The organism is Streptosporangium sp. NPDC048047, assembly GCF_040653115.1.
GTDB lineage: Bacteria > Actinomycetota > Actinomycetes > Streptosporangiales > Streptosporangiaceae > Streptosporangium.
The window spans coordinates 1-26,216 of record NZ_JBEZNH010000042.1 but is presented as its reverse complement, the minus strand read 5'-3'; the positions used below and the strand labels follow the sequence as shown (position 1 = coordinate 26,216).

Annotated in this window: 21 protein-coding genes; 15 read left to right on the top strand and 6 right to left on the bottom strand. The window is 71.8% G+C overall.

From position 1 onward, the window contains the following. Positions 1-48: 48 nt before the first annotated feature. A complete protein-coding gene (locus AB0D67_RS28505) occupies positions 49-915 on the top strand; it encodes a polysaccharide deacetylase family protein (RefSeq protein WP_362942451.1) in 867 nt (288 codons plus the stop codon). Here AB0D67_RS28505 and AB0D67_RS28500 read toward each other — a convergent pair. Beyond that, positions 819-2,093 carry an acyltransferase gene (locus AB0D67_RS28500; protein WP_362942448.1) on the bottom strand — a complete coding sequence of 425 codons (1,275 nt, stop codon included), beginning with the start codon at positions 2,091-2,093 and terminating at the stop codon, positions 819-821. The two genes, AB0D67_RS28505 and AB0D67_RS28500, sit on opposite strands and share 97 nt — an antisense overlap. 387 nt (positions 2,094-2,480) lie before the next feature. Here AB0D67_RS28500 and AB0D67_RS28495 point away from each other — a divergent pair, with 387 nt between their 5' ends. Then, positions 2,481-2,846 carry a nuclear transport factor 2 family protein gene (locus tag AB0D67_RS28495; protein ID WP_362942445.1) on the top strand — a complete coding sequence of 122 codons (366 nt, stop codon included), beginning with the start codon at positions 2,481-2,483 and terminating at the stop codon, positions 2,844-2,846. A gap of 202 nt (positions 2,847-3,048) precedes the next feature. Continuing rightward, positions 3,049-3,459 (top strand): hypothetical protein, encoded by a 411-nt coding sequence (locus AB0D67_RS28490; RefSeq protein WP_362942442.1) that lies wholly within the window; start codon positions 3,049-3,051, stop codon positions 3,457-3,459. Positions 3,460-3,578: 119 nt separating this feature from the next. Here the strand turns inward: AB0D67_RS28490 and guaA are convergent, their stop codons facing one another. Both guaA and AB0D67_RS28480 read right to left on the bottom strand, forming a co-directional pair. After that, complete coding sequence (gene guaA / locus AB0D67_RS28485) at positions 3,579-5,150, bottom strand: glutamine-hydrolyzing GMP synthase (protein WP_362942439.1); 1,572 nt, start codon at positions 5,148-5,150, stop codon at positions 3,579-3,581. A gap of 110 nt (positions 5,151-5,260) precedes the next feature. Then, positions 5,261-6,775 (bottom strand): DUF885 family protein, encoded by a 1,515-nt coding sequence (locus AB0D67_RS28480; RefSeq protein ID WP_362942436.1) that lies wholly within the window; start codon positions 6,773-6,775, stop codon positions 5,261-5,263. Positions 6,776-6,996: 221 nt separating this feature from the next. Here AB0D67_RS28480 and AB0D67_RS28475 point away from each other — a divergent pair, with 221 nt between their 5' ends. The 4 genes from AB0D67_RS28475 (at position 6,997) to AB0D67_RS28460 (ending at position 8,846) form a co-directional block, all read left to right on the top strand. Next, positions 6,997-7,749 (top strand): N-acetyltransferase, encoded by a 753-nt coding sequence (locus AB0D67_RS28475; protein WP_362942433.1) that lies wholly within the window; start codon positions 6,997-6,999, stop codon positions 7,747-7,749. Between the two features lie 105 nt (positions 7,750-7,854). Beyond that, on the top strand, positions 7,855-8,154 hold the full coding sequence (locus AB0D67_RS28470) for a hypothetical protein (protein ID WP_362942430.1): 300 nt from the start codon (positions 7,855-7,857) through the stop codon (positions 8,152-8,154). Next, positions 8,151-8,450 (top strand): type II toxin-antitoxin system RelE/ParE family toxin, encoded by a 300-nt coding sequence (locus tag AB0D67_RS28465; RefSeq protein WP_362942427.1) that lies wholly within the window; start codon positions 8,151-8,153, stop codon positions 8,448-8,450. The genes AB0D67_RS28470 and AB0D67_RS28465 overlap by 4 nt, the downstream gene beginning before the upstream one ends. A gap of 60 nt (positions 8,451-8,510) precedes the next feature. Then, positions 8,511-8,846, top strand: a complete 336-nt coding sequence (locus AB0D67_RS28460) for a hypothetical protein (protein ID WP_362942424.1) — start codon at positions 8,511-8,513, stop codon at positions 8,844-8,846. 36 nt (positions 8,847-8,882) lie between these two features. Here AB0D67_RS28460 and AB0D67_RS28455 read toward each other — a convergent pair whose 3' ends face one another. Beyond that, positions 8,883-10,259, bottom strand: coding sequence for a pyridoxal-dependent decarboxylase (locus AB0D67_RS28455; RefSeq protein WP_362942421.1), 1,377 nt, complete (start codon positions 10,257-10,259; stop codon positions 8,883-8,885). 384 nt (positions 10,260-10,643) lie between these two features. Here AB0D67_RS28455 and AB0D67_RS28450 point away from each other — a divergent pair, with 384 nt between their 5' ends. From AB0D67_RS28450 to AB0D67_RS28420, 7 genes are all read left to right on the top strand, one after another. Then, entirely contained in the window at positions 10,644-11,180 is a 537-nt protein-coding gene (locus AB0D67_RS28450) for a hypothetical protein (protein WP_362942418.1), read from the top strand. 198 nt (positions 11,181-11,378) lie between these two features. Continuing rightward, positions 11,379-12,608, top strand: a complete 1,230-nt coding sequence (locus tag AB0D67_RS28445; protein ID WP_362942415.1) for an ROK family transcriptional regulator — start codon at positions 11,379-11,381, stop codon at positions 12,606-12,608. After that, entirely contained in the window at positions 12,601-15,090 is a 2,490-nt protein-coding gene (locus AB0D67_RS28440; protein ID WP_362942412.1) for a glycoside hydrolase family 97 catalytic domain-containing protein, read from the top strand. The genes AB0D67_RS28445 and AB0D67_RS28440 overlap by 8 nt, the downstream gene beginning before the upstream one ends. 23 nt (positions 15,091-15,113) lie before the next feature. Beyond that, a complete protein-coding gene (locus AB0D67_RS28435) occupies positions 15,114-16,379 on the top strand; it encodes a sugar ABC transporter substrate-binding protein (protein WP_362942409.1) in 1,266 nt (421 codons plus the stop codon). 12 nt (positions 16,380-16,391) lie between these two features. Next, positions 16,392-17,345, top strand: a complete 954-nt coding sequence (locus AB0D67_RS28430; RefSeq protein WP_362942406.1) for a sugar ABC transporter permease — start codon at positions 16,392-16,394, stop codon at positions 17,343-17,345. Continuing rightward, positions 17,338-18,171: a carbohydrate ABC transporter permease gene (locus AB0D67_RS28425; protein WP_362942403.1), complete on the top strand. Its 834-nt coding sequence runs from the start codon at positions 17,338-17,340 to the stop codon at positions 18,169-18,171. The genes AB0D67_RS28430 and AB0D67_RS28425 overlap by 8 nt, the downstream gene beginning before the upstream one ends. A gap of 51 nt (positions 18,172-18,222) precedes the next feature. Then, positions 18,223-20,316 (top strand): alpha-galactosidase, encoded by a 2,094-nt coding sequence (locus AB0D67_RS28420; protein ID WP_362942400.1) that lies wholly within the window; start codon positions 18,223-18,225, stop codon positions 20,314-20,316. Positions 20,317-20,370: 54 nt separating this feature from the next. Here the strand turns inward: AB0D67_RS28420 and AB0D67_RS28415 are convergent, their stop codons facing one another. Continuing rightward, positions 20,371-22,092: a GMC family oxidoreductase gene (locus AB0D67_RS28415; protein ID WP_362942397.1), complete on the bottom strand. Its 1,722-nt coding sequence runs from the start codon at positions 22,090-22,092 to the stop codon at positions 20,371-20,373. 153 nt (positions 22,093-22,245) lie between these two features. Continuing rightward, on the bottom strand, positions 22,246-23,811 hold the full coding sequence (locus AB0D67_RS28410; protein WP_362942394.1) for a succinic semialdehyde dehydrogenase: 1,566 nt from the start codon (positions 23,809-23,811) through the stop codon (positions 22,246-22,248). Between the two features lie 85 nt (positions 23,812-23,896). Here AB0D67_RS28410 and AB0D67_RS28405 point away from each other — a divergent pair, with 85 nt between their 5' ends. Then, positions 23,897-26,134 carry a beta-propeller domain-containing protein gene (locus AB0D67_RS28405; protein ID WP_362942391.1) on the top strand — a complete coding sequence of 746 codons (2,238 nt, stop codon included), beginning with the start codon at positions 23,897-23,899 and terminating at the stop codon, positions 26,132-26,134. Positions 26,135-26,216: the final 82 nt, after the last annotated feature.

Below are 26,216 nucleotides of genomic sequence, written 5' to 3'. Positions count from 1 at the left end.
GATAAGATTCCCATTCACCCGACGTCAATTTGACCCGGAGCTCCCCTCATGAAGTCTCCTGCCCGCATGTTGCTGGCCACGTCATGTGCGCTGGCCCTGACCTCCGTTCCGGCCGTCGCCTGGAGCGCGGCACAGAGCGGTTCCACCATCACGATGAGCCCGGCGAGCACGCCGAAGCCCTCGCCGAAGCCGAAGTCGACGGCCAAGCCGAAGCCCGCACCGGTGGACTGCGCCAAGGTCAAGTGCATCGCGCTGACCTTCGACGACGGCCCCGGCAAGTACGCCGACAAGCTGCTCGACACCCTCAAGAAGTACGACTCCAAGGCGACCTTCATGCTGGAGGGCCAGTACGCGAAGTCCCGCCCGGCGTTCGTCAAGCGGATGGTCGCCGAGGGCCACGACATCGGCAACCACAGCTACACCCACCCGCACCTGCGCGAGCTGTCCGAGGACCGGATCCGCGAGGAGCTGAACAAGACCGTCGAGGTCGTCAAGAAGGCCTCCGGCAAGGCGCCGACCATGATCCGCCCGCCGTACGGCGAGCTGGACAACCGGGTGGTCGAGATCGCCAAGGAGATGCAGCTCCCGGTCGTGCTGTGGAACGGCGGCTCCCGCGACTGGGCCACCAAGAACGAGAAGGCCATCTACGACGAGGTGCTCAAGAACGCCAAGCGTGACGGCGTCATCCTGATGCACGACTGGGTCCCGCAGACCGTCACGGTGATGCCCAAGCTGCTCGAAGCGCTGAAGAAGCAGGGCTACCACATGGTGGGGGTCTCCTCCATGCGCGGCGTGAAGGACCTGAAGCCCGGTGACATCTACCCGGTCGGCAGCGAGAAGGACGCCGACCTCTCGTCCGACGCGCCGCTCGGCGACAGCGGCGAGTACGCCGAGTCGCCCGCCGACGGCCTCTGAGACCACCTCCGGGCCACCCGCCTGCCCAGCCGCTGCATGGGCACCTCCACGTAGCGGTAGCTGAGCAGGCTCAGCACCACCGCCGCGGCGATCGTCGCCACCGACACCGCCGCCTGCACCGGCGGCCGCATGGCCCGGACGTCCCCGAGGACGGCCGAGACGGCCTTCAGCAAAGGGTGGTGCAGCAGATAGAGCGAATAGCTGATCAGGCCCAGCCTGACCAGCGAGCGGGGGAGGCGGCGTTCGCGCAGGGCCATCGCGCCCGCGAACGTCGCCCCCGCGAGCGCGATCGTGGTGAACCACACGCCGGGCTGGACCCACCACCAGCCCGCCTGCGGCGACCACACCGGGGCCAGCGCCACCGGTACGGTGGCCGCGGCCACCGGCCAGAGCGGGCCGGTGCCCTGCTCCCAGCGGCGGATCGCGGTCCCGGTGAACATCACGGCCAGGATCGCCGCCCCCAGCCATGGCACGAAGCCGCTGAAGATCGTCAGCAGTACGGCAGTCACACCGAGCACCCAGGCGGCGATCGTCCGGAATCTGCCGCTGATCAGGCAGAACATCCCCACGGCGAACACCGCTCCGGCCGCGTAGGCGGGCCAGGGGCCCTTCAGCAGCGGCCCCGTGAGCACCAGCCCGGCCGCCACCGCCACGACGCCGAACCCTATGGCCAGGGACCCGCTCCGGCGGTGCAGGCCGCCGGTGAACAGCGCGGTGACCAGGAGGTAGAAGACCATCTCGTAGGAGAGCGTCCACATGGTGTCGGCCAGGCCGCCCATGTGGAGCACGTCCAGCAGCATCGTGGCGTGCCCGAGCACGCCCGCCAGGTCGCGCGGCACCTCCTCGCGGACCGGCAGCCACACCGCCATGACCAGGACGATGGCCGTGACCAGCAGATAGACCGGGTAGAGCCGGAACCCCCTGCCGATCCAGAACGCCCGGACATCACCCCGGCCCTCCAGCGACACCGGGATGATGTAGCCGCTGACCAGGAAGAAGACCAGGACGCCGTACATCCCGAGGTTGAACCAGTAAGGTCGCAGGGCGGGCATGAACCACGGCAGCAGGTGCTCCAGCAGAACCGCGACGGCGGCCAGGCCGCGCAGCGCGTCCAGCCATGCGAGCCGGGCGCCCGAGGTGGGTCGCGGGGGCGGGGGAAGGGCGGCGCTCGTAGACACCCATCCCAACTTACCGGCTCACCAGGCATAGAAGGATAAAACCCGCAATTCCCAGGCATGACCTGCGATGTTCACGAATTCCCAGTGACTTCTTCCCCGCCCGGAGCGGTGGCCGTTCCCGGGGGCGCCCGGCGGCCGTTCCCGGGGATGCCCGGCGGCCGTTCCCGGGCCGGACCTGCCGGGAGCCGGTGATCCGGCGACCGGGCGACCGGGCGACGGACCCGACAGGCAGACGGACACCGACGGACGGACACCGACGGACGGATACCGGCGGCAGACGGATAGCGGGCCCGCCAAGTACCGGTGCGTGACGGATTCCGCGATCCGCCGATCTCCGTAACTTTGTGACCTGCAAGGACAACCGCAGGAAACACGGAGGAGAACGAGATGAACGACATCGCCAAGCTGGTCGAGCGCTACCTGGCCACCTGGAACATGACCGACGCCGCCGAGCGCCGCGCGGAGATCGACACCATCTGGGCCGAGGAGGCCCGCTACGTCGACCCGCTCGCCGACGTCACCGGCCGCGATGCGATCGACGCCGTCATCACCGCCGTCCAGGGGCAGTTCCCCGGCCTGGTCTTCACCCTCGCCGGCGACGTCGACGCCCACCACGACGTGGCCCGCTTCACCTGGCACCTCGGCCCCGAGGGCGGCGAGGCCATCGTGGTCGGCTTCGACGTCGCGGTCCTGACGGCGGACGGCCGCATCCGGGAGGTCCACGGCTTCCTCGACCGGGTCCCCGCCGTCTGACCCGGCCCGCCGGATCCACCGGTTCGGGGGCACCGCCCAATGGCCCGCCGGCACCCCGCCCACGGGCCCGGCACGTCCCCGCCGGACCCCCTCACGCCCCGGCCGGACCTCCCGGACGCCCCCGCCGGACCCCCTCACGCCCCCGCCGGACCTCCCGGACGCCCCCGCGCTCCCGTCTCCCACGCAGAAAGGCACACCCGACATGACCACCATCGGCGCCCCCACCACCGCCACCGACACCGCCGGCCTCCTGCGACTGGCGATGCGCCTGGACGCCGTCGTCACCGGCGTCAACGGCCTGGCCTATCTGGCCCTGGCCGGCCCGATCAACGACCTGCTCGGCCTGCCGGTCGGCCTGCAGCGCGGCATCGGGGCCTTCCTCGCCGTCTACGGTGTGGCGGTCTGGCTCGCCGCCGTCCCCGCCCGGATCTCCCGGACCGCCGCCGGAGCCGTCATCACCGTCAACCTCGTGTGGACCGTCGTGAGCGTCGCGGAACTGGCCATGGGCGGCCTCGGCGTCACCACGCTCGGCGCCTTCTGGGTCCTGATGCAGGCCGCGGTCGTCGGCGGCTTCGCCGCCCTGCAGTTCCTCGGCCTCCGCAGGGCACGGTGAGCGACCGAGTGGACGGCCGGGCTCCCCTCACCCGGCCGCCCACCCCACGGGCACCCCGTGGACGGGTACGGCGCGGCCCCGCGGAGCAACGCTCCTCCGCGGGGCCGCGCCGCGTCCGCCTACTCCCACTCGATGGTGCCCGGCGGCTTGCTCGTCACGTCGAGGACGACGCGGTTGACCTCGCGGACCTCGTTGGTGATCCGCGTGGAGATCCGGGCGAGCGCGTCGTAGGGGACGCGGGACCAGTCGGCGGTCATGGCGTCCTCGCTGGAGACCGGGCGCAGCACGATCGGGTGACCGTAGGTGCGGCCGTCGCCCTGGACTCCCACCGAGCGGACGTCGGCCAGCAGCACCACCGGGCACTGCCAGATCTCCCGGTCGAGCCCGGCGCGGGAGAGCTCCTCGCGGGCGATGGCGTCCGCCTCGCGGAGGGTCTCCAGACGCTCGCGGGTGACCGCGCCGACGATCCGGATGCCGAGCCCCGGTCCGGGGAACGGCTGGCGCCAGACCATCGCCGGGGGCAGCCCCAGCTCCTCGCCGGCCCGGCGGACCTCGTCCTTGAACAGGGTGCGCAGCGGCTCCACCAGCGTGAACCGGAGATCCTCGGGGAGGCCGCCGACGTTGTGGTGGGACTTGATGTTGGCGGTGCCGGTGCCGCCGCCGGACTCGACCACGTCGGGGTAGAGGGTGCCCTGCACGAGGAAGTCGACCGGGCCGTCGGCGAGGATGGCGCGCTGCTCGTCCTCGAACACCCGGATGAACTCCCGGCCGATGATCTTCCGCTTCTCCTCGGGGTCGGTGACCCCGTCGAGCGCCTTCAGGAAGCGCTCCTGGGCGTCGACCACCCGCAGCTTGACGCCGGTCGCGTCGACGAAGTCGCGCTCGACCTGCTCGGCCTCGCCCTTGCGCAGCAGGCCGTGGTCGACGAAGACGCAGGTCAGGCGGTCGCCGATGGCCCGCTGCACCATGGCGGCGGCCACCGCGGAGTCGACGCCGCCGGACAGGGCGCAGATGGCCCGGCCCTCCGGGCCGATCTGGGCGCGGACCGACTCGACGGCGTCCTCGACGATGTTGAGCATCGTCCAGGAGGGACGGCAGCCGGCCGCGTCGAGGAAGTGCTTCAGCACCGCCTGGCCGTGCTCGGAGTGGAGCACCTCGGGGTGGAACTGCACGCCGTACAGGCCCCGCTCGGGGTGCTCGAAGGCGGCGACCGGCGTCTGCGGGGTGGCGGCGGTGACGACGAACCCCTCGGGGGCGGCGGAGACGCTGTCGCCGTGGGACATCCACACGGCCTGCGCGACCGGCAGCCCGGCGAACAGCACGCCCTCCTGCCGCACCTCCAGCGGGGTGCCGCCGTACTCGGCCAGGCCGGTGCGGGCCACCGTGCCGCCGAGCTGCTGGGCCATGGCCTGGAAGCCGTAGCAGATGCCGAAGGTCGGCACCCCGGTCTCGAACAGGCCGGCGGGGACGGCGGGGGCGTTCTCGGCGTAGACCGACGAGGGGCCGCCGGACAGGATGACGGCCTTCGGCTTCTTGGCCATCATCTCCTCGACCGGCATCGTGCTCGGGACGATCTCGGAGTAGACGTGGCATTCACGCACCCGTCGCGCGATCAGCTGCGCGTACTGCGCGCCGAAGTCGACGACCAGGACCGTGTCGAAATCAGACACCAAGACCCCCAAAGAAACCACAGCGGTGGGTTCAGTCTATCGGCGCTCGCCGGCACGCCCGCGCCGAGCCGGAAAAGGGGTTCCGAGGGTCCGGGGACGTCCGGGACGTCCCCGGACGTCCGGGCGGGCGGTCAGAGGATATTGGGCAGCAGGCCCAGCGGCGGGGAGCCGAGGTCGAGCATCGCGGTGTGGAAGCGCTTGAGCGAGAAATCCGCGCCCCAGGCCACCCGCGCCCGCTCGCGCAGGTCGAGGATCTCCAGCTTGCCCCAGGTGTAGCGGCCGTAGGTCGGGTCGAAGGTGGCTCGCGCCGCCTCCGACATCGCCGCCGGTCCGCCGATGTGGGTGTCGGCCTCGAAGCGGCGGGCGCCCTCCTCGACCGTCATCGAGCCGGTGTGCACGCCGATCGCGCAGGCCAGCCGGGTCACCCGGATCAGCGCCTCCAGCCACACGCCGATCTCGAAGCGCGGGTCGTCGGGCGCGAAGCCCTCCTCGACGCACAGCTCCTCGGCGTAGTGCGCCCAGCCCTCGGCGAACGCCATCGACATCAGCGTCCGGCGCACGTCGGAGGGCGCGTGGCGCAGCGCCCGGCCGTGGGAGAAGTGGCCGGGCGCGACCTCGTGCACGTTGATCGCGGGCAGCGTGGTCGCGCTGAAGACCTCCAGCCACTCCTCGATGTCTCGCTCCGGCCAGGTGGGGTCCGGCGGGGTGATGTGGTACCACGAGGGGCCGTCGGACTCGCCCGGCGCGGCCCAGCTCATCATCGCCATGGCCCAGCGCCGCGACTCGGGCGCCAGGCCGACCAGGCACTCGCCGTCGTGGTAGGGCACCAGGTCCCTCTCGCGGGTGAAGGCGACCGCCCGCTCGGCGCCGGTCCGCGCGGCGTCCATCACGCCGTCGATGCCGGGGTGGTCGCGGACCAGCTCGCGCGCCGCCTCCAGCGGGGAGCGGCCCGCCGTACCGAGCTTCGCGCACGACTCGGCGAGGCGCTCCATGAGCCGGTCGCGCTCGGCGTCGGCCCGCGCGGCCAGGACGCCGAGGTCCACCGGCAGGCCGTCACCCGCGCCCATCAGCAGGGTCAGCCCCTCGGCGCCGAGCGAGGCGTCGGGGTCGCCGGAGCGGGACGCCTCCTCCACGTGCTCCACCAGCCGGGCGTGGGCCTTGAGCGCCGCCTCCCGCACGGAGGCGTCCGCGTCCTCGGGCACCCCGGCGGCCAGGCCCCGCACCGCCCCCAGCAGCGCGGAGGCGACCGGCGCGCTGAGCCGGTCGAGCGAGGCGATCGCGCCCTCGACCGCCTCGGGCCAGCGGGCGAGGTGGGCGAGCCTGGCCGCGGTCCGCTCCGCCTCGGGGGCGTACTCCCGGTCGTAGCAGGCCAGATCGAGGTTGTTCAGGTGGGCGAGCGGGCTGCGCCGGTGCAGCTCCAGCTCGCCGAACGCCGCCCGGGTGGCCGCCTCGAAGATCTCCAGGTGGGCGGCGTCGTGGGGATCGTCCGGCGGCGCGCCCTCCCCCAGCGCGGCCAGCCCCGCGCGCACCCCCTCGGGGGAGAGGTCCTGCACCACCCCGTCGTACTCGTGCCGCCCGGCCGCCTCCCGGGCCTCGGCCACGGCCATGTCACACACCGCACGCAGGCGGGAGTCGAGTTCACTCATGCAGGCGAAGCTATCCCAGACGGCCTCCCGCGCCGAGCCCCGAATCGGAGGCCCCGCGGACCACGCCGTCTCCCGGCGACCGCCATGAGGGGCGACGCCCTGCCGTCGGCCCCGCTCCCTCCCCGGCCCCCGCGCGGACGCCCGTGCCGACGGCCCACCGGGGTGCGCGGCTCGGGGAAAACCGGTCGAGCGGCGTGGGACGGCGGTGGGAGGATGCCGAAATGCCCCTCCGCATCACCACATTGGCCGAACGTCCTCATTTCCGCGACGAGCTGTGGGACATGCCCACCTCCTGGCCGGAGTTCATGCTCCGGGATGCGACGGGTTCGCTGTTCTACGAGGTCTGCGTCGAGAAGTACGCGGAGTTCGTGCTGGTCGCCGACGATGACGACGAGCCGGGGCGGCTCGTGGCCAAGGCGATGAGCGTGCCGTTCACCTGGCCCCGCGACGAGCTGCCGGACGGCGGGTGGGACGCCGTGATGCTGTGGGCCTGGCACACCCGGATGACCGGCGCGGAGCCCGGCACGGTGTCCGCCCTGGAGATCACCGTCCGCCCCGACCGCCTGGGGACGGGTCTGTCGCCGCTGATGCTGGCCGCCCTGCGCGACAACGCCGCCCGCCTCGGGTTCGGCGAGCTGCTGGCCCCGGTACGGCCCAACGCCAAGCACCTGGAGCCGCGCACCCCGATGGCGGAGTACGCCGCCCGCACCCGTCCCGACGGCCTTCCGGCCGACCCGTGGCTCCGCGTCCACGTGCGCGCGGGCGGCACGATCGTCAAGGTCGCGCCGCGCTCGATGACGGTGCCCGGCACGCTCGCCGAGTGGCGCGAGTGGACCGGCCTGCCCTTCGACGTCAGCGGTCCGGTCGAGGTGCCCGGGGCCCTCGTCCCGGTCCACTGCGACGTCGAGCAGGACCACGCCGTCTACGTCGAGCCCAACGTCTGGATCCGCCACCACCTCACCGCTCCGGCCTGAGCGCTCGCCCGCTCCACGGCCTCGGTGATCTCCGCATCGGACGGCAGAGGTCCCACCTGCGCGGATGACCTCCCGGACCACCTATCGGTGGCGTACGCTGTCGTCATGGGCGAAGCCGCGTACGAAATTCCCTTGGAGGATCTTCACGCGCATCCGGAGCGCTGGGACGATGCGATCGAGTCCGCCGTGCAGGGACGGGTGATCGCCCTCACCGGCAGGGGAGAACGACTGGCCGCCGTCGTTCCCGCCGACCAGATCGACCTCGTGGATCGTCTGCGAGAGACCATCGAGGTCCTCTCCGACACCGAGGCGGTCCAGGCGATCGTGGAGTCACGGGCGTCGATCGCCGCCGGAGAGGGCGTCCGGGGTGCTGACGCGATCCGCGCGCTTCTCGATCACCGGTGAGCGACCAGCCAGAGCCGGTGTCCTTCGAACCGGTGCTGGGCACCGCGGCCCGCCGAGCCATCTCCGACAAGCTTCCACCTGATGTCGCGGCGGGCGCGGTGGAGTTCATCACCGGCGCATTGATGAGAAACCCCTATCGCGTCGGCAAAGAACTCCACGAACCGCTCACCGGCGTGTACAGCGCCAGGATCATGCGAGACTGGCGCGTCCTGTACAAGATCCGCGATGACCTGAACCCACGGGAAGTCCATGTCCTGGACATTCGCCACCGGGGGGACGCTTACCGGCGTCGCTGAGCACTCAACTCACCCAGACCTGCGACGAGTCGCCGAACAGCGGAGGGACGGCGTGATCCTGTGGGCAGGTTGGAGCGGGACGCCGCGGTCGTCGACTTCACCTCCCGTCTGCTCGCCGGACTGGCACGCACCGAGGACATCGCGGTGTTGCATCAGGTCCTGACCGAGGCCCTGCCCTGGAGCACGTTCCTGCCTCCGGAAGACATGGACGCGATGCTCACCGAACTGGTGGACACGGCGCGTGGAACGGCGGTTCCGGAGAATTCCACCCCGATCGCGCTCCTGCTCACCCAGTGGCGGCACAGCGCCGAGATATACGCGGATCCGGCCCTGCTCTCCGTCCTCACCCGCGAACCCGGCGGCGACCTCGGCCCACCTGCCAAGGTCACAGACTGATCCTCAAGGCAACGGTCGTTCGCGGTTTCCGGTGCGTCAGTCCGTTCCGGTGATCCGGTCGAGGAGCGCCTCAAGGGTCTTCTCGTCCGTGGACGGGGACATGACCGTGACGCGCAGGTGGCGGACGCCGCCGATCTCGGCCGAGGTCAGGTGGAAGGAGCCGTCCGCCATCAGGCGCTCGCGGATCGCCGCCTGGTCGCCCGTGCCGTACCGGAAGCAGACGATGTTGCTCTGCGGCTCGTACGGGAAGACGAACCCGGGCCGCTCCCGGCCCAGCTCCCACAGGCGGCGGGCGGCGGCGTACCGTCCCGCGACGTACTCGCCGATTCCCCGCTCGCCCCGCCAGGCGAGGTTGAGGAAGATCTTCAGGCCCAGCGCAGCCTTAGCGCACTCCACCGTACGGCCGGCCGAGTCGAAGTCCTGGTCGCCGTAGAACAGGTAGCTCGCCCGCTGCCGGAACGCCGCGTCCAGGTCGTCCCGGCGCCGGGTCAGCACGGCCGCGGCCACCCCTGAGGTGCGCAGCATCTTGTGCGCGTCCCAGATCAGCGAGTCGGCCAGCCCGATCCCGTCGAGCAGCTGCCGGTGCCCGTCCGACAGCAGGGCCGACGCGCCGTGGGCGCCGTCCACGTGGAACCAGATCCCGTTGTCCGCGCAGAATTCCCCGGCGCCGCGCAGGTCGTCGTAGAGGCCGGTGCCCGTCGCGCAGGCGTTCGCCACCAGGGCCATCGGCCGCCGGCCCGCCCGCCGTACCCGGTCCAGGGCAGCAGGCAGGCGGGCGACGTCGATCCGGCCGAGCGGGTCGGCGTCCAGCGGGACGACGGCCCGCTCCCCCAGGCCGAGGATCGCGGCGGCGCGGGTCAGCGAGTAGTGGGACGCCTCGGGGACGAGCAGCGCGAGGTCGCCGGGCACCCCGTCGGCCCAGGCGTCCGGCGCGGCGGCGGCGCGGGCGGCCAGCAGCGCGGTGAGGTTGGCCAGCGACCCGCCGTGGGTGAGCACCCCGCCGCCGGACTCCCCGAAACCGGCTCTGCAGAGCATCCAGCGCACGACCTCGAACTCGACGGTCGCCGCCGCCGCGCCCATCTCGTAGAACGCCATCGTGTTGTTGGTCACGCCGTGCACGAGGTCGGCGAGCGCGGCGGGGAAGTCGGGGGCGGCGACCTGGTGGCCGAGGGAGGCGGGGTGGTGCGGCCGGCTCCCCTCCGCGAGATAGGCCGCCAGGAACTCCGCGTGGCTGTCCGGAGTCATCCCGCCCTCGCGGATCCACCGCGCCAGACCGAGCCGTTCGGCCAGCTCACGCGGCGGGCGGCGGCCCAGGGCCGGTGTCAGGCCCCGCCGGCTCTCGTCCACGTGCACGGCCAGTTCCTCGACGGTCGCCGCGGCGGCCCGCACGAACTCCTCCACATCCCACGTCACACCGGAATACTGGGCCACCCGGTCCAGGATGACCAACCGCGACCGGTTTGCCTCGACTGTGCCCACGAGTCGTTCGCCGAGGTCTTCCATTCTGTAGAAACAACTCAACATGATGTAGCATTATCTCTACATGGATCGGCATCCCAGCAAGGAGATACGGGCCGCGATCGATTACATGATCATGAGGGGGTGGATCATAGAGAAGGCGGAAGGTCATGCGTGGGGGCGCGCCCGCTGCCCCGGAGGGCGGGACGGATGCAGACCGCCGACGTCGATCTGGTCGACACCGCGATCACCGGAAGCCCATGCGAGACGCCTGCGCCGTCTCGCCGATCATTGCCCGCACACGTCTGAGGACGACACGGCGGAAGGAGGACGGTTCCGATGACCGTCTACAGCTTCGAACTGCACTTCACGGCTCCGGCGGGCGAGGAGGTGATCGACACCCTGTACGAGGCGGGGTGGGACGACGCCACCGTGTCGCTCGACCCCGGCGAGGGCGGATCCGGTGTCGCCGCGTTCGACCGGGAGGCCGCCACCGCGGTGGAGGCGGTCGCCTCCGCGATCGCCCAGGGCCGGGCGGCCGGTGTTGAGATCACCGGCGCCAGCGAGGATCTGGTGACGCTCACTGAAATCGCGGAGCGTACCGGAAGAAGTTTCGCCACCGCCGACCACTGGGCCGTCGGCCGCCGAGGGCCCGGCGGGTTCCCCGAGCCGAAGATACGGCGCCCGCGGGTCAGCCTCTGGTCGTGGGCTGAGGTGGTGACCTGGCTGCATGAGAACCGTCTGGCCGAAATGTCACCGATGGAGGTGGAGGTCGCGCGGGTGTGCGAGGTCGCGGACTCCCTGATCCGCGCACACCGTCTTCAGCGGCGGCTCCCCGCCGAGGATCGCGCGCGTCTCTGCCATGCGTTCTCTTGAGGTCCGCGAAGCCGGTCCCGCCGCCGGTGACCACTGCGGCCGGACCGGCGGACGACCCCCGCGCCCGGGTGCACGGACGGCCAGGGGCCGGGCATTACCTGCCTTGAGCAAGTAAGTCTCATCTCGCTACGACGCGACATCGCACGTTGCACAAATGTTACTTGTTTAAAGTAATTAAATCACCGTATGTTGTGCGGCATGCCACGCCAGAGAAAGGGGCCCATCGAGGGGACCCCTGCCGAGGCGGCCGTTCTCACGACCGTCCTGACGAACGGCCCCGTCGCCCGAGCCGAGATCGCCCGCCTCACCGGACTGTCCTCACCTGCGATCACCCGTGCCGTGAAGCCGCTGCTGGACGCGGGATACCTCGAATACGACGAGGCGGCCGAACCGCTGAGCCCCGACGAGGCACGCCTCGGGCGCCCCAGCCGCCCGCTGCGCATCCGGGCCCTGCACACGGGCAGCGTGGGCATCAAGATCACCGGCGACGAACTCATCGGCGTGGTCTGCGACCTGGCCGGCACCCCTCGCGTCACCAAGCGGCGCGCGCTCGCCCGGCACGTGCCGCACGAGGTCATCGCTCAGGTGGCGTCCCTCCACGGGCAGCTGCTCACGGCCGCGGAGCGGGTCGGTTTCGCGCTCCCACCGCGCCATCTGGGCATCACCCTGTCAGGAGAGGTCGACCACGAGACCGGCTACGTCCGGTACTCGCCCTTCCTGCGCTGGCATCACGTCGACCTGGGCAGGACGCTCTCGGCCGAGCTGGGCCTTCCCGTCGTGGTGGAGAACGACGTCAAGGCGCTGACCATCGCCGAGAAGTGGTTCGGTCTCGGCCGCGGTGTGGCCAACTTCGCCGTGGTGACCGTCGGCGCCGGAATCGGTTGCGCCCTGGTCGTCGACGACGCGCTGGTGCGCGGCGCGCACAGCGTGGCCGGCGAGATCGGTCACCTGCCCCTGGGCGATCGGTCGGTGCTCTGCCATTGCGGCGCCCACGGCTGTGTCGAGGCGCAGGCGTCGACCACCGCCCTGGAGATCGCCTCGCGCAGGGCGACCGGCCGGGACGATCTGACCTTCGGCGACGCGGTCGAGTCGGCCCGCGCCGGCGATCCGGCCGTCATGTCCGTGTTCGCCGACGCCGGCGCCCTCATCGGGCGGGCGCTGGCGTCGGTGGCCAATCTCCTGGGGCCTGAGCAGATCATCGTCGCCGGAGAGGGCGTGGCCACCTACGACCTGTTCGAGACGGCCATCCGCGAGGCGTTCACCGAGCACGCCTTCGGCGCCGCCCTTCGTGTCGCGGTGCACGTCAGAGACCTGCCGTTCGAGGAGTGGGCCCGCGGAGCCGCGGCGATGGCCATCGAGGCGGCGGCGTTCCCGTCATGGGCTCCGGCCACAGGTTCCCGACGCGTCAATGGAGATTCCGTTGCTTGATCATCACTGGGAGACGGCCTTCGGCGACCTGAACATCGGCCTCCGTCTCGACGACGGCACGCTGACGTGGTCGGCGAGCCGCGAGGGCGTCGTGCTGACCTCGCCGGCGCCGATCCGGCTCACCGGCGCCGACGGTGAAGACCTGCTCACCGGCCTGTCGTTCGTCTCGACGGGCGAGCGTGCCGTACACGAGGACTACGAGCTCATCGTCGGCAAGCGGGTCGGCGGTCACCGGGTCGAGCACCGCGAGCGCACCGTCCGTTTCCGCATCTCCGCGGGCGAGCTGTCGGTCGTGCTGCGCGCCGCCGCCGACGGCGTCGCGCTCCGCCTCGTCCTGCACGGCCTGCGCGGCAGGAACATCCGCGGCGGCGACGTCCACCTCCGCCTTCCGGCCGCGGCTCGCACCTGGCCGCTGACCTACACCCCCTGGTACGAGACCATCCGGTTCTCCTCCAGCCTTGACGTGCTCGAACCCGGCGACTACGGATTTCCCTTCCTGGCCCAGATCGATTCCGGCCTCCACGTCCTGGCGACGGAGGCCGACCTGGACGGGCGGTACGGCGGCGCGCTGGCCCGCTACACCGGCGCCGGGGAGCTCGCCTTCACCCTCGCCGAGGACGTGACCCTCCTCGCCGACGAGGTGGCGAGCCCCTGGCGAGTCCTGATCGCCGGTGACCTCGCCACCATCGTCTCCTCACACCTGGTGGAGGACCTCGCCCCCGCCGCCGCCGAGCCGGCCCCCGGGTGGGCGCGCCCGGGACGGGCCGCCTGGTCGTGGTGGTCGGACTTCTTCAGCGGCGCCCACCTGGACAAGCAGATGCGCATGCTGGACTACGCGGCCGCGCGCGGCTGGGAGTACGTGCTGGTCGACTGCGGCTGGGATCCGGCATGGATGCCGGATCTGGTCTCGGCCGCGAGCACCCGCGGCATCGGGGTGTTCGTCTGGGTCGCCTGGGATCGGCTGGGCACCGACGAGCAGAGACGCCAGCTGGCCGAGTGGGCCTCCTGGGGGGTGGCCGGGATCAAGGTCGACTTCATGGAGTCCGAGGCCCAGTCGCGCTACCGGTGGTACGACTCGGTGATCGCCGAGTGCCGCCGGGTCGGCCTCATGATCAACTTTCACGGCTCGGTCATCCCCCGGGGATGGGCCCGCACCCACCCCCACGTCATGAGCTACGAGGCGGTCCGGGGCGCGGAATACTACGTCTTCTACGGCGAGCCGCTGACCGCCGAGCACAACACCATCCTTCCCTACACCCGCAACGTCGTCGGCTCGGCCGACTACACACCGGTGACCTTCTCCGCCAAGGGCCGCCAGACGACCGAGGCGCACGAACTGGCGCTGGCCGTCGTCCTGGAATCGGGCCTGCTGCACTTCGCCGACGAGATCGGCGAGTACCAGGCGCGGCCCATCGCCCAGGCCGCGATCGAGCGCATCCCCGCCCACTGGGACGAGACCCGGCTGCTCGGCGGGCGGCCGGGCGAGTACGCGGTGCTGGCACGACGCTCCGGCGACGACTGGTTCATCGGCGCCGTCGCCGCGGGCCGGAGCGTGGACACCGACATCGACCTGGCCGGCCTCGGCGTCGGCCCCGGCCACCGGATCACGCTCATCGAGGACGACGCCGACGGCGGGCTGACCGAGTCGCGGCACCCCGGCGGCGTCGGCCGGCTCCTGCTGCGCCTGCGGCCCAACGGAGGCGCGCTCTGCGTCGCGGCCCGCGGTGAGCCCACGGCCCGGCGGCGGGATCGGCCCGCCGTCCGCGTGGACTCACCACTGCTGTTCGCCCGTCCCGGCACGGACGCTCGCATCCGTGCCGAGGTCACCGGCGGAGGCGAGGTCCACCTGGAAGTGCCGCCGGACTGGCCGAGCCCCCGGCTCATCCGGCGAGAGCCCGGAGCGGACGGTACCGAGGTCTCCTGGTCGGTCCCCGTACCGGAGTCCTTCTCTCCGTCACGGCTCGCCGTACTCGCCGTGCACGCGGGACGGCCGCGCGCCGCCGAGCGCTCGGTGATCGCGCACGTGCGGGTGGCGCACCCGTTCGGGCCGGGGGAGACCGCGCTGGAACGGGTTCGCCCGACGCGTTCGAGCAACGGGTTCGGACCGGTCGAGGTCGACCGGTCCAACGGCGGCGGCGACCCCGGCGACGGCCGCCCGATGCATGTCGCGGGCCACCACTTCGAACACGGGCTGGGCGTGTGCGCGCCCGCGTCGATCACCTACGCCGTCGGCGGGACCGCGCACACCTTCGTCGCCGGCGTCGGCATCGACGACGAGACACCGGAATCGGCCCCCGCGACCTGCCGGGTGCTCGCCGACGGCCGGGTGGTCGCCGAGGTGACGGTGACCCCCGGAGAACCCGTCCGCCCGCTGGAGGCCGACATCACCGGCGCGCGACTGCTCGAACTCGTGGTCGAGCAGGCCGGCGCCGGTGAGGTCACCCCGCACATCGACTGGATCGCACCGCGCGTCCAGGCCTGAAGGTCAGATCAAGGAAGGTTCCCATGAGCACGAAGTGGACTGCGGTCTCACTCCTCGCGGCGGCCGCGCTCACGCTCTCGGCCTGCGGCGGCTCGGACACCGAGGTCGCCGACGCCGGTGGCATCCGGTTGACCTACGCCATCTTCTCCACCGACCAGCAGCCCGCCATGCAGAAGGTGGTGGACGCGTTCGAGAAGGACCACCCCGGCATCGACGTCGCCGTCCAGGTCATCCCCTGGACCGACTACTGGACCACCCTGCAGAACTCGGCCGCCGGCGGCACCGGGCCCGACGTGGCATGGATGCTGGGCTCCAAGATCGCGCCGTACGCCGACGGCGGCGTCCTGCAGCCTCTCGACGAGACGATCAGCGCCGCCGGCACGAACCTGTCGGCCTACCCCCAGCAGCTCCTGCCGCTCTTCAAGCGCGACGGCAAGACCTACGCGCTCCCCAAGGACTTCGACACCATCGGGCTCTGGTACAACAAGGCCATCTTCGACGCGGCCAAGCTGCCTCACCCGAACGCGGACTGGACCTGGGACGACGTCGTCAAGAACGCCAAGGCTCTGACGGACAAGGGCAAGGGCGTGTACGGCATCGCCGCTCCGGTGGAGGCGCAGGCCGGTTATTACAACACCATCTACCAGGCCGGCGGCCATGTCATCAGCCCGGACGGCAAGACCTCCGGTTATCAGGAGCCGGCCAGCGTCAACGGGCTGCGGTTCTGGACCGACATGATCAAGAACGGCTACTCCCCCGACCTGAAGTCGCTCAGCGACACCGAGGCCGTGGCCCAGTTCATGGGCGGCAAGATCGCCATGTACTACAGCGGATCCTTCTACGCCTACCGCTTCGCCCACGACGACTACACCTCCAAGAACGTCGACGTCACCGAGCTGCCCGCGGGCGTCAAGGAGGCGACCGTCATCAACGGCCTCGGCAACGTGGCCCTCGCCTCCTCCAAGCACCCCCGGGAGGCGGCCGAACTCGCGGTCTTCCTCTCGGGCGAGCAGGCGTCGCGGATCCAGAGCGAAACCGGCACCGTACTCGGCTCCCACTCCGGCACCCAGCAGGCGTGGGTCGACGCGGCGCCCCAGTTCAACCTGCGGGCGTTCCTCGATCAGCTGCCCAACGCCGTGGTGTACCCGGTGTCCGAGAACACCGACGCCTGGTCCAGCCGGGAGAGCGAACTGCTGACTCCGGCCTGGAACGGCGAGACCTCGGTCGAGGAGGCCGCGAAGTCCCTGGCCACAGCCATGAACGAAGCCCTGGCGCAGGAACGGCAGTAGAGACGGTTCCCCATGACGCACCTCGACACCCGGAAGCCCGGGACGGGCGGGCGGTATCCGGACGGCAACGCGGCCCGTGAACCGGAGGTCTCCCGCCACCCCGACAACCGCTGGGCCGCTCTCCTGCTGGCCGGACCGCTGCTGGGGCTGGCGGTCTTCTACCTGTGGCCGCTGGCCCGCACCCTGGTCCTCTCCTTCTCGGAAGGCAACCCGTTCCAGGGTTACCGGATCGAGGGCCTGGGCAACTGGGCGCAGGCGCTGAAGGACCCCCACCTCCCGCGCGCCCTGGGGAACACCCTTCTCTACGCCGGGATCGTGCTCCTGGGCGTGCCGCTCGCGATGGTGACCGCCGCCCTGATGCACCAGGGCGGCCTGCGCGGCCGCGGCCTGTACCGCACGCTGTACTTCCTTCCCGTGGTGACCATGCCCGCCGCCGTCGCCATGGTGTGGCGCTACATCTACAACGGCGATTTCGGCCTCCTCAACCAGGTCCTCGGCTTCTTCGGCGGCCCGCACGAGGCCTGGGTCGCCGATCCGGACACCGCCCTGTTCGCCGTGGCGGTCGTCGGCGTCTGGACCACCTTCGGCACGAACCTCGTCATCCTGGCGGCGGGGCTGGACGCCATCCCCGCCTCGGTGGTGGAAGCGGCCGGAATCGACGGCGCGGGGCCCGTGCGGGTCTTCCGCCACATCACCGCACCGCTGCTGTCGCCGTCGGTGTTCCTGGTGTCGACCCTGTCGGTCATCGGCTCACTGCAGATGTTCGACCTGCTCTTCATCATGATGGGGCGCAACAATCCCGCGCTGCGCGATTCGAAGACCATCGTGTACCTCTTCTACGAAGAGGCGTTCGTCCGCAACGACCGGCCGCTGGGAGCGGTCATCGCCATCATCGCCCTGGCGATCACCCTCGTGGTCACCGCGGTCCAGTTCCGGCTCCAGCGGCGGTGGGTGCACTATGGCTGACCGCCGTAGGGCCGGCGCCGGGCGCCTGCTCACCCATCTGATCCTGCTCGCGGGCGCCGCCGTGATGGTGTTCCCGTTCGTATGGCAGTTCCTCACCTCGCTCAAGACGCTGAGCGAGTCGACGAGCGCGCCGCCGACATTGCTGCCCCGGCACTGGCGCTGGGACAACTACGCGACGTTCTTCGATCTGATGCCCGTCATGTCGATGACGGTCAACAGCGTCATGACCCTGGTACTGCGGGTCGCGGGCCAGCTGCTCTTCGCGTCACTGGCCGCCTTCGTCTTCGCCAGGCTGCGCTTCCGCTTCAGAAAGCCTCTGCTGTCGGCCTTCCTCATCGTCCTCATGGTCCCGCCGCAGCTGTTCGTCATCCCGCAGTACGAGGTGATCCGCCAGGCGGGGCTGCTCAACACCGTGCCCGCACTGGCACTGCCGGGGATCTTCAGCGCCTTCGGCGTGTTCCTGCTGTACCAGTTCATGCGGACGATCCCGGCCGAGGTCGATGAGGCGGCAAGACTCGACGGGGCCAACCCGTTCCAGATCTACCTGCGGATCGTCCTGCCGATGTGCAGGCCCGCGCTGGCGGCGCTGACGATCATGACGGCGCTGTTCTCCTGGAACGACCTGCTCTGGCCGCTGATCGTCAACACCAGGCCGGACATGATGACCCTGCCCGTCGGCCTGGCGACCCTGCACGGGGTCACCATGACCGACTATCCCGTGCTGATGGCGGGCTCCCTGCTGGCCATCCTTCCCATGGTGCTGTGCTTCGTGCTGCTCCAGCGGCAGTTCATCCAGGGGATCGCCATGTCGGGCAGCAAAGGCTGACGCCGCGCACCGTCGACCGCCATACGGAATCGCCATGCAGAAAGGACGCCCATGCCCCTTGTGACCTACCTGGCCGACCGGCGAATGTGGCTGTTGCGGACCCCCGGGTCCTGCTACGCCTTCGCACTGGACGCCGATGACCGACCGTGTCACGTTCACTGGGGCCCCCCGCTGACCGCCGAGCAGGCGCTCACCGTACCGCCCGCACCGCGCCGCGACACCAGTAGTTTCACCCAGCCGGGGTACGGCGAGCTGGAAGGCCCGGGTTTCGGCGCCCCCTCCCTCCGGCTGATCTACGCCGATCACGGCGAGGGCGTGGAGTGGCGCCATCTCGACCACGAGATCGACGGGGGCCGCCTGTCCGTCCGCTTCGCCGACCGCCACCACCCCCTGGAGATCACCCTCCACTACCGCGTGCACGACGACGGCGACGTGATCGAACGCTGGACGACGCTGCGCCACACCGGCGCGGACGACGCCGAGCCCATCACACTGGAGCGCTGCGACTCGGCGGCGTGGACGCTGCCACCGCGCGACGGTGTCCGGCTCAGCCACATGGTCGGCGGCTGGTCGGCGGAGAACCAGGTGCGGCGCGAGGAGCCACCGGTCGGCGAGACCGTGCTGACCAGCCGCCGCGGCACCACCGGGCACCACGCCAACCCGTGGATCATGCTCGATGACGGAACCGCCACCGAGGAGCGGGGCGAGGTGTGGAGCGCGGCCCTGGCCTGGAGCGGAAGCTGGCGAATCACCGTGCAGCGGCCTCCCTTCGACGCCGTCGGCTTCACCGGCGGCTTCGGCCACGAGGGACTGCGCCTGCGGCTGGCCCCCGGGCGGTCCTGGCACACCCCGATCTTCGCCGGCGTATACGGCTCGGCGGGCTTCGGCGCCGTCAGCCGGGCCTGGCACGCCTACACCCGGCGGCACGTCCTGCCCCACCCGGACGAACTGCGGCCCGTCGTCTACAACTCCTGGGAGGCCACCGGCTTCGACGTCGACCTCGACGGCCAGGTCCGGCTCGCCGACCGCGCGGCCGCCCTCGGCGCGGAGCTGTTCGTGCTCGACGACGGCTGGTTCGGCGACCGCAGCAGCGACCGCGCCGGGCTCGGCGACTGGCAGGTCAACCCCGAACGCTTCCCCGGCGGGCTGAACAAGCTGATCGGGGCGGTACGGCAACGCGGAATGCGCTTCGGCCTGTGGGTCGAGCCCGAGATGGTCAACCCCGACAGCCGCCTCTACCGTGAGCACCCCGACTGGGTCCTGCACATGCCGCACCGGCGTCGCACCACGCTCCGCAACCAGCTCGTGCTCAACTTCGCCAGGCCCGACGTGGCCGCGTGGGCGTACGACTGGCTGGACCGGCTGCTGTCGGAGCACGGGATCGACTTCCTGAAGTGGGACTTCAACCGGGCTTTCACCGAGGCCGGCTGGCCCGGCCAGGACGACCCCGGCCGGCTCTGGATCGACCACGTGCGCAACGTCTACGCCATCATGGACCGGCTGCGCGCGGCTCACCCGGGTGTGCGGATCGAAGCGTGCGCCGGGGGCGGCGGCCGGACCGACCTCGGCGTCCTGAACCGTACCGACCAGATCTGGACCTCCGACAACACCGACGCCGTGGACCGGCTGGTCATCCAGCACGGATTCAGTCAGGTCTATCCCGCCGGCACCATGGTCGCCTGGGTCACCGACAGCCCCAACCCGCTCACCGGCAGGCTGGTGCCGCTGCGCTTCCGCTTCCACGTCGCCATGGCCGGCGTCCTCGGCCTGGGCGGCGACCTGTCCGCCTGGGACGAAGCCGAACTGGCGGAGGCGGCCGAGCTGGTGGCCGAGTACAAGCGGATCCGGCCGGTGGTCCAGCACGGCGCGCTGCACCGGCTCGGCACGCCCGGCGAGTCGCTCAGCGGCGTGCAGTACGTCCACGGTGACGACATCGTGATCCTCGCCTATCGGGTCAAGACCCGTTTCGGCCACCACGCCGCCAGGCTGCGCCCCGCCGGGATGGACCCGGACGCCCGCTACCGCGACGTGGTGACGGGCCGGATCCACCACGGCGCGGTCCTCGCCTCCCACGGGCTGGAGCTGGACCTGCCGCAAGGTGATCACGCCAGCGCGCAGGTTCATCTCGTCAGACAGGATCCGTGATCGGACGGACGGGGGAACAGAGCGCGCGGCCCGACCCGGCGGAGGAGCCGGAGGTCAGGTGACGGGGACGATCGGCAGGCGGAGGGCGCCGGGGGCGGCCTCGGGCACGACCGGGCTGCGCGGCGCGACCGGCGTGATCCGGGCGTACGGCGAGCCCGGCGCGGGCCGGGGATCGGTCTCCCCCCGGTTGGGCCACAGGGCCATGGCCCGCTCGGCCTGCGCGGTGATGGTCAGCGAGGGGTTGACGCCCGGGTTGGCCGAGACGGCGGAGCCGTCCACGACGTGCAGGCCGTCGTATCCGTGGACGCGGTGGTAGGCGTCGATCACACCGGTCTCCGCGTCGGCGCCGATGACGCAGCCGCCCAGGAAGTGCGCGGTGGCGGGGATGTCGAACAGGTCCAGCCAGGAGCCTCCGGGCATGCCGCCGATCTCCTCGGCGGCCCGGCGGGCGAACTCGTGCCCGGCGGGCAGCCAGGTCGGGTTGGGCTCGCCGTGGCCGCGCCCGGAGCGCAGCCGGCCGCCGAACACGCCCCGGCGGGCGGACAGGGTGATCGAGTTGTCCTTGGCCTGCATGACGAGGGCGATGATCGTGCGTTCCGACCAACGGCGGTGGTCGAACAGTCTCGGCAGCAGGTGGGGCCTGCGCAGCGCCTCGCCGAGGAACTTCCGCCAGCGCGGCGTCCCCCCGCCGCCGGTGCCGCCGTCGGTGTCGCCGTCGATCAGCAGGGAGCGCAGCAGGCCCATCGCGTTGGAGCCGTCGCCGTAGCGGACCGGCTCGATGTGCGTGTGCTCGTCGGGGTGGATGGAGGAGGTGATCGCCACCCCGCGGTTGAGCTTCTCCCCCGGGCTGCCCGCCGGCCGCTCGAAGCCGAGCAGCGCCTCGGAGTTCGTCCTGGTCAGCGTGCCCAGCCGGTCCGACAGACGGGGCAGCGCGCCGGACGCCTTGAGGCGGTGCAGCAGCCGCTGCGTGCCGTACGTCCCGGCCGCGAAGACCACCTGGCGGGCCGTGAGGGTACGGCGCCGCCACGGCGTACCGGTCCTGGCGACCTCGACCCGGTAGCCGCCGCCGGCCAGCGGGCGGACCGAGGTGACCGTGGTCTCCGGGTGGATCCTCGCGCCGGCCTTCTCGGCCAGGTGGAGGTAGTTCTCGGTCAGCATGTTCTTGGCGCCGTGCCGGCAGCCGGTCATGCACTCGCCGCACTCGGTGCAGCCCCGGCGGCGCGGCCCGGCCCCGCCGAAGTAGGGGTCGTCCACCTCCACGCCGGGCCGGCCGAAGAAGACCCCGACCGGCGCCGGGTGGAAGGTGTGGCCCACGCCCATCCGGTCGGCGACCTTCCTGACGATCTCGTCGGCGCGGGTGACGGTCGGGTTGACCGTCACCCCGAGCATGCGCCGGGCCTGGTCGTAGTAGGGGGCGAGCTCGGTCTTCCAGTCGGTGATCGACGCCCACTGGGGGTCGCGGAAGAACGGGTCGAGGGGCTCGTAGAGGGTGTTGGCGTAGACGAGCGAGCCGCCGCCGACCCCGGCGCCCGCCAGGACCATCACGCCGGTGCCCTTCTCGCCGCGCAGCACGTGGATGCGCTGGATGCCCTTCATGCCGAGCGCCGGCGCCCACAGGAAGTCGCGGACCCGCCAGGAGGTCTTCGGCAGCGTGTTCCCGTCGAACCGCCGCCCGGCCTCCAGCACCCCGACCCGGTAGCCCTTCTCGGTCAGCCGGAGCGCCGTGACGCTGCCGCCGAACCCGGAGCCGACGACGAGCACGTCGTAGTTGAACATTCCGCGATTTCCCTTCGGGCCGTGACGGGGGACGCCCGGCGCATCGGGCGGGAACGGGGCGGGACGGGATCCCGGCGCGCGCCCGTGTGTCCGGGGCACGGGCGCGCCGGCGCGCCCGGCCGGGACGCCCCGTTCCGCACGCGGCCCGCCCCCCTACTTCAGGTGCAGCCGCTTCATGGCCTTGAGGAGCCCGGCCAGGGTGTCGGCGTACCTGTCGTACGTCATGCCGAGGATCGGTTCGAAGCCCATCCAGGTCGCCTGGCTGGAGATCGTCTGCGCCTCGGTGTACTTCAGCAGGCCCTCGGCGCCGTGGCGGCGGCCGAGACCGGAGGACTTCATGCCGCCCATGGGCGCGTCGTAGGAGGCGTATGCCGCGCCGTACCCCTCGTTGATGTTGACCGTTCCGGCCTTGATCCGGGCGGCCAGCGCGCGGCCGCGGGCGACGTCGCGCGTCCAGACGGAGGCGTTGAGACCGTAGGAGGTGTCGTTGGCCCGCTCGACCGCCTCGTCCTCGCCGGTGAAGCGGTAGAGCGACACGACCGGGCCGAACGTCTCCTCGCGGCACAGGGTCATGGTGTCGTCCACGTCCGCCAGGATCGTCGGCTCGTAGAACAGCGGGCCGAGGTCCGGCCGGGCCTTGCCGCCGGCCAGGACGACCGCCCCCTTGGCGACGGCGTCGTCCACGTGGGCGGTGACCGCGTCGAGCTGGCGGCGGGAGGTGAGGGAGCCCATCTGGACGCTCCAGTCGAGCCCCGCGCCCAGGCGCATGTTCTTCGCCTGGCGGACGAACCGCTCGGCGAAGGCGTCGTACACGGCGTCGTGGACGTAGAGCCGCTCGACGGAGATGCACAGCTGCCCGGCATTGGTGAAGCAGGCGCGGACCGCGCCCTGGGCGGCGACGTCGAGGTCGGCGTCGTCGAGCACGAGCATCGGGTTCTTGCCGCCGAGCTCCAGCGAACAGCCGATCAGCCGCCGGGCCGCCGCCTCGGCGATCTTCCGGCCGCCCCGGGTGGAACCGGTGAAGGCGACGTAGTCGGCGCCGTCGAGCAGCGGGTCGCCGATCTCGGCGGGCTCGCCGAGGACGACCTGCCAGACCTCCCGGGGCATGCCGAGGGAGACCAGCAGGTCGATCGTCCACAGCGTGGACAGCGCGGTCTGGGTGTCGGGCTTGTGCACCACGGTGTTGCCCGCGAGCAGCGCCGGGACCACGTCGGTGACGCCGAGCGAGAGGGGGTAGTTCCACGGCGAGATCAGCGCCACGGTCCCCTTGGGCCGGCGCGCCTCGGCGGTCCGCGTCGCGACGGGGAAGATGCCCGCGCGGCGGCGGGTCTCCAGCAGGCCGGGGGCCCGGCGCGCGTAGTACAGCGTGCAGCCGGCGACGTCGAGGACCTCCTCGAAGGCGTGCCTGCGCGCCTTTCCGGTCTCCCACTGCACGACGTCGAGGATCTCCTCGCGCCGGTCGAGGATGGCGTCGTGCAGCCGCATGAACGGCCGGACCCGCTCGGCGGCGGGCAGCGCGGCCCAGGCGGCGTGGGCCTCGCGGGCCCGGGCATGGGCGGCGCGGACGTCGTCGGCGGTGGAGACGGGCAGCTCGGCGAGGACCTCGCCGGTGAACGGCGCGACGATCTCCTGGGTCTTGCCGGACGAGACCACCTGCCGGGCGACACGTTCGACCATGGTCGGGTCGAGGGTCCTGGTAGCGCCAAGGGTGACAGCCATGCTCGAAGAATATTCGGGAGCGGCCGCTCTGGCTACCGGTCGGTAAGCCTTCGAACCGGACACGGCCCGGATCCGTCGTAGGGGCATGAGGACATCCACAGGTACGGCCGGCGCCGTATCCCGCGCGGCCTCCCGCCCGGCGTTCCGCGCCGCCCTCACCCCCGCCCGCACCACCCTCACCTCCACCTTCGCCGCGGCCCTCGCCGTGGCCCTGCTCGCCTCGGGGTGCGAACAGGCGGGGCAGGACGCGGGCCGTACGGCGCCGGCCGACCTGGGCAGGATCAGGCTGGTCTCCTACGACGGCTGCGACGACATGCTGGCGGGGCTGCGGTCGGCCGCGGCGCGGAACGTCGGGCCGTGGGGCCTGGGCCCGCCGCAGATCATGTACATGGACGCGCGCTCGGACACCTCCGCGGCCCGCGCCAAGACCGCCGTCCCCGAGCACTCGACCACCAACGTCCACGAGGCCGGGGCCGACGAGCCCGACCTGGTCAAGACCGACGGCAGGCGGGTGGTCGTCGTCAACCGGGGCGTGCTGCGGGTGGTGGACGCCGCCACCAGGAAGGTCACCGGCACGCTGAAGCTGGTGGACGGCGACCAGGGCTGGGCCCCGGCCGACCTGCTGGTCAGCGGCGACCGGGCGCTGGTGCTGTTCTCCGGCGGCGGGATGGTCCCCTTCGGCGCGATGGCCAAGCGGGCGCCGATCCCCGGACCGCGGTACGTGCTCGTGGACCTCTCGGGCAAGCCCTCGGTGACCGGCACGCTCACCGCGTCCGGATCGCACCTGGACGCCAGGATGACCGGCTCGACGGTGCGGATCGTGGTCCGCAGCCAGCCGGAGATCGCCTTCCCCGACCCCGGCCCCGACCTGACGGACGCCGAGCGGATCCGGCACAACCGCGACGTCGTGGCCAAGGCCCCGGTCGGCGCGTGGCTGCCGGCGTTCGAGACGACGGACGCCGAGGGGCACGGCACCAAAGGCACGGTCGGCTGCGAACGGGTCAGCCACCCCGACGAGTACACCGGCACGTCGATGCTGACCGTCTACAGCGTCGATCTGGCCGCGGGCGCGAAGGGCATCGCCGCACCGGACCCGATCAGCGTGGCGGCCGACGGCGACACGGTGTACGGCACCGCCTCCAGCCTGTACGTGACCAGCAACCCGCGCATGCTGTGGCCCCGGCCGGTCGAGCCGCCCGTCGAGGACGCGCCGAAGGCCACGCCCGCCGCGACGGAGCCGGCGACACCGGTGGTCCCGGTGAAGTCCCCGGCTCCCGGTCCGGGAACGGCGACGCCCGCGAACACCGCGCAGGCGCCCCGCGACGAGCCGACCCCCTCCGAACCGGCCCCCGTGCCGCCCACGGTCACGGCCACGGCCACGGCCACGGCCGAGACCGCGTCCGGGACGGCCGCCCCTGAGACGACGGCTCCCGAGCCGACGCCGTCCCTGCCGCCGGAGGAGACCGAGATCCACCGGTTCGACATCGGCGCTCCCGGGGCGCCGCGCTACGTCGCCTCCGGGAAGGTCCCCGGACGGCTGCTCAACCAGTACTCCCTGTCGGAGCACGAGGGGCATCTGCGGGTCGCCACCACCTCGGCCGACCCTTCGGACCCGGCGGCCGGGGAGCGTGACTCCTCCAGCGCCGTGTACGTGCTGGACGCCCGGACCCTGGGGAAGGTCGGCGAGGTCGGCGGGCTGGGCCGGGGCGAGCGGATCTACTCGGTCCGCTTCGCCGGGCCGATCGGCTACGTGGTGACGTTCCGGCAGGTGGACCCGCTCTACACGCTGGACCTGCGCGACCCGAAGGCCCCCCGGGCGACCGGTGAGCTGAAGATCAGCGGTTACTCCGCCTACCTGCACCCGGCGGGCGACGGACGGCTGATCGGCATCGGGCAGGAGGCGAGCGAGAAGGGCCGCACGCTCGGCACCCAGGTGTCGCTGTTCGACGTCTCCGACCCGGCCGCCCCGCGCCTGCTGTCGCGGATGTTCGCCAAGGACTCCGGCTCCGAGGCCGAGTGGGACCCGCACGCCTTCCTCTACTGGCCCGCCACCGGCACCGCCGTCGTCCCGCTGAACTCCTGGAGCGGTGAGCGGCCCATGGGCGGCGCCCTGGTCCTGCGGATCGACGACTCCTCGGTCACCCGGACCGGCACGATCACGCACCCCCGCCCGGGGAACGATGGCAACGGCCGCTTCGCCTACGACCCGGGCATCCGCCGTTCGGTCGTGATCGGCGACGACCTGTGGACGGTCTCTGACCTGGGACTGAAGGTCAGCGCCTTGGACGGCCTCGCCGACCGGGCCTGGATCCCGTTCGGCTGAGACCGGTGCGGTGGGCCCACGGGCCCACACAGGCGCGACCCACCACGTCGGGGGAACGGGACTACCACTTGCCGAGGACGAG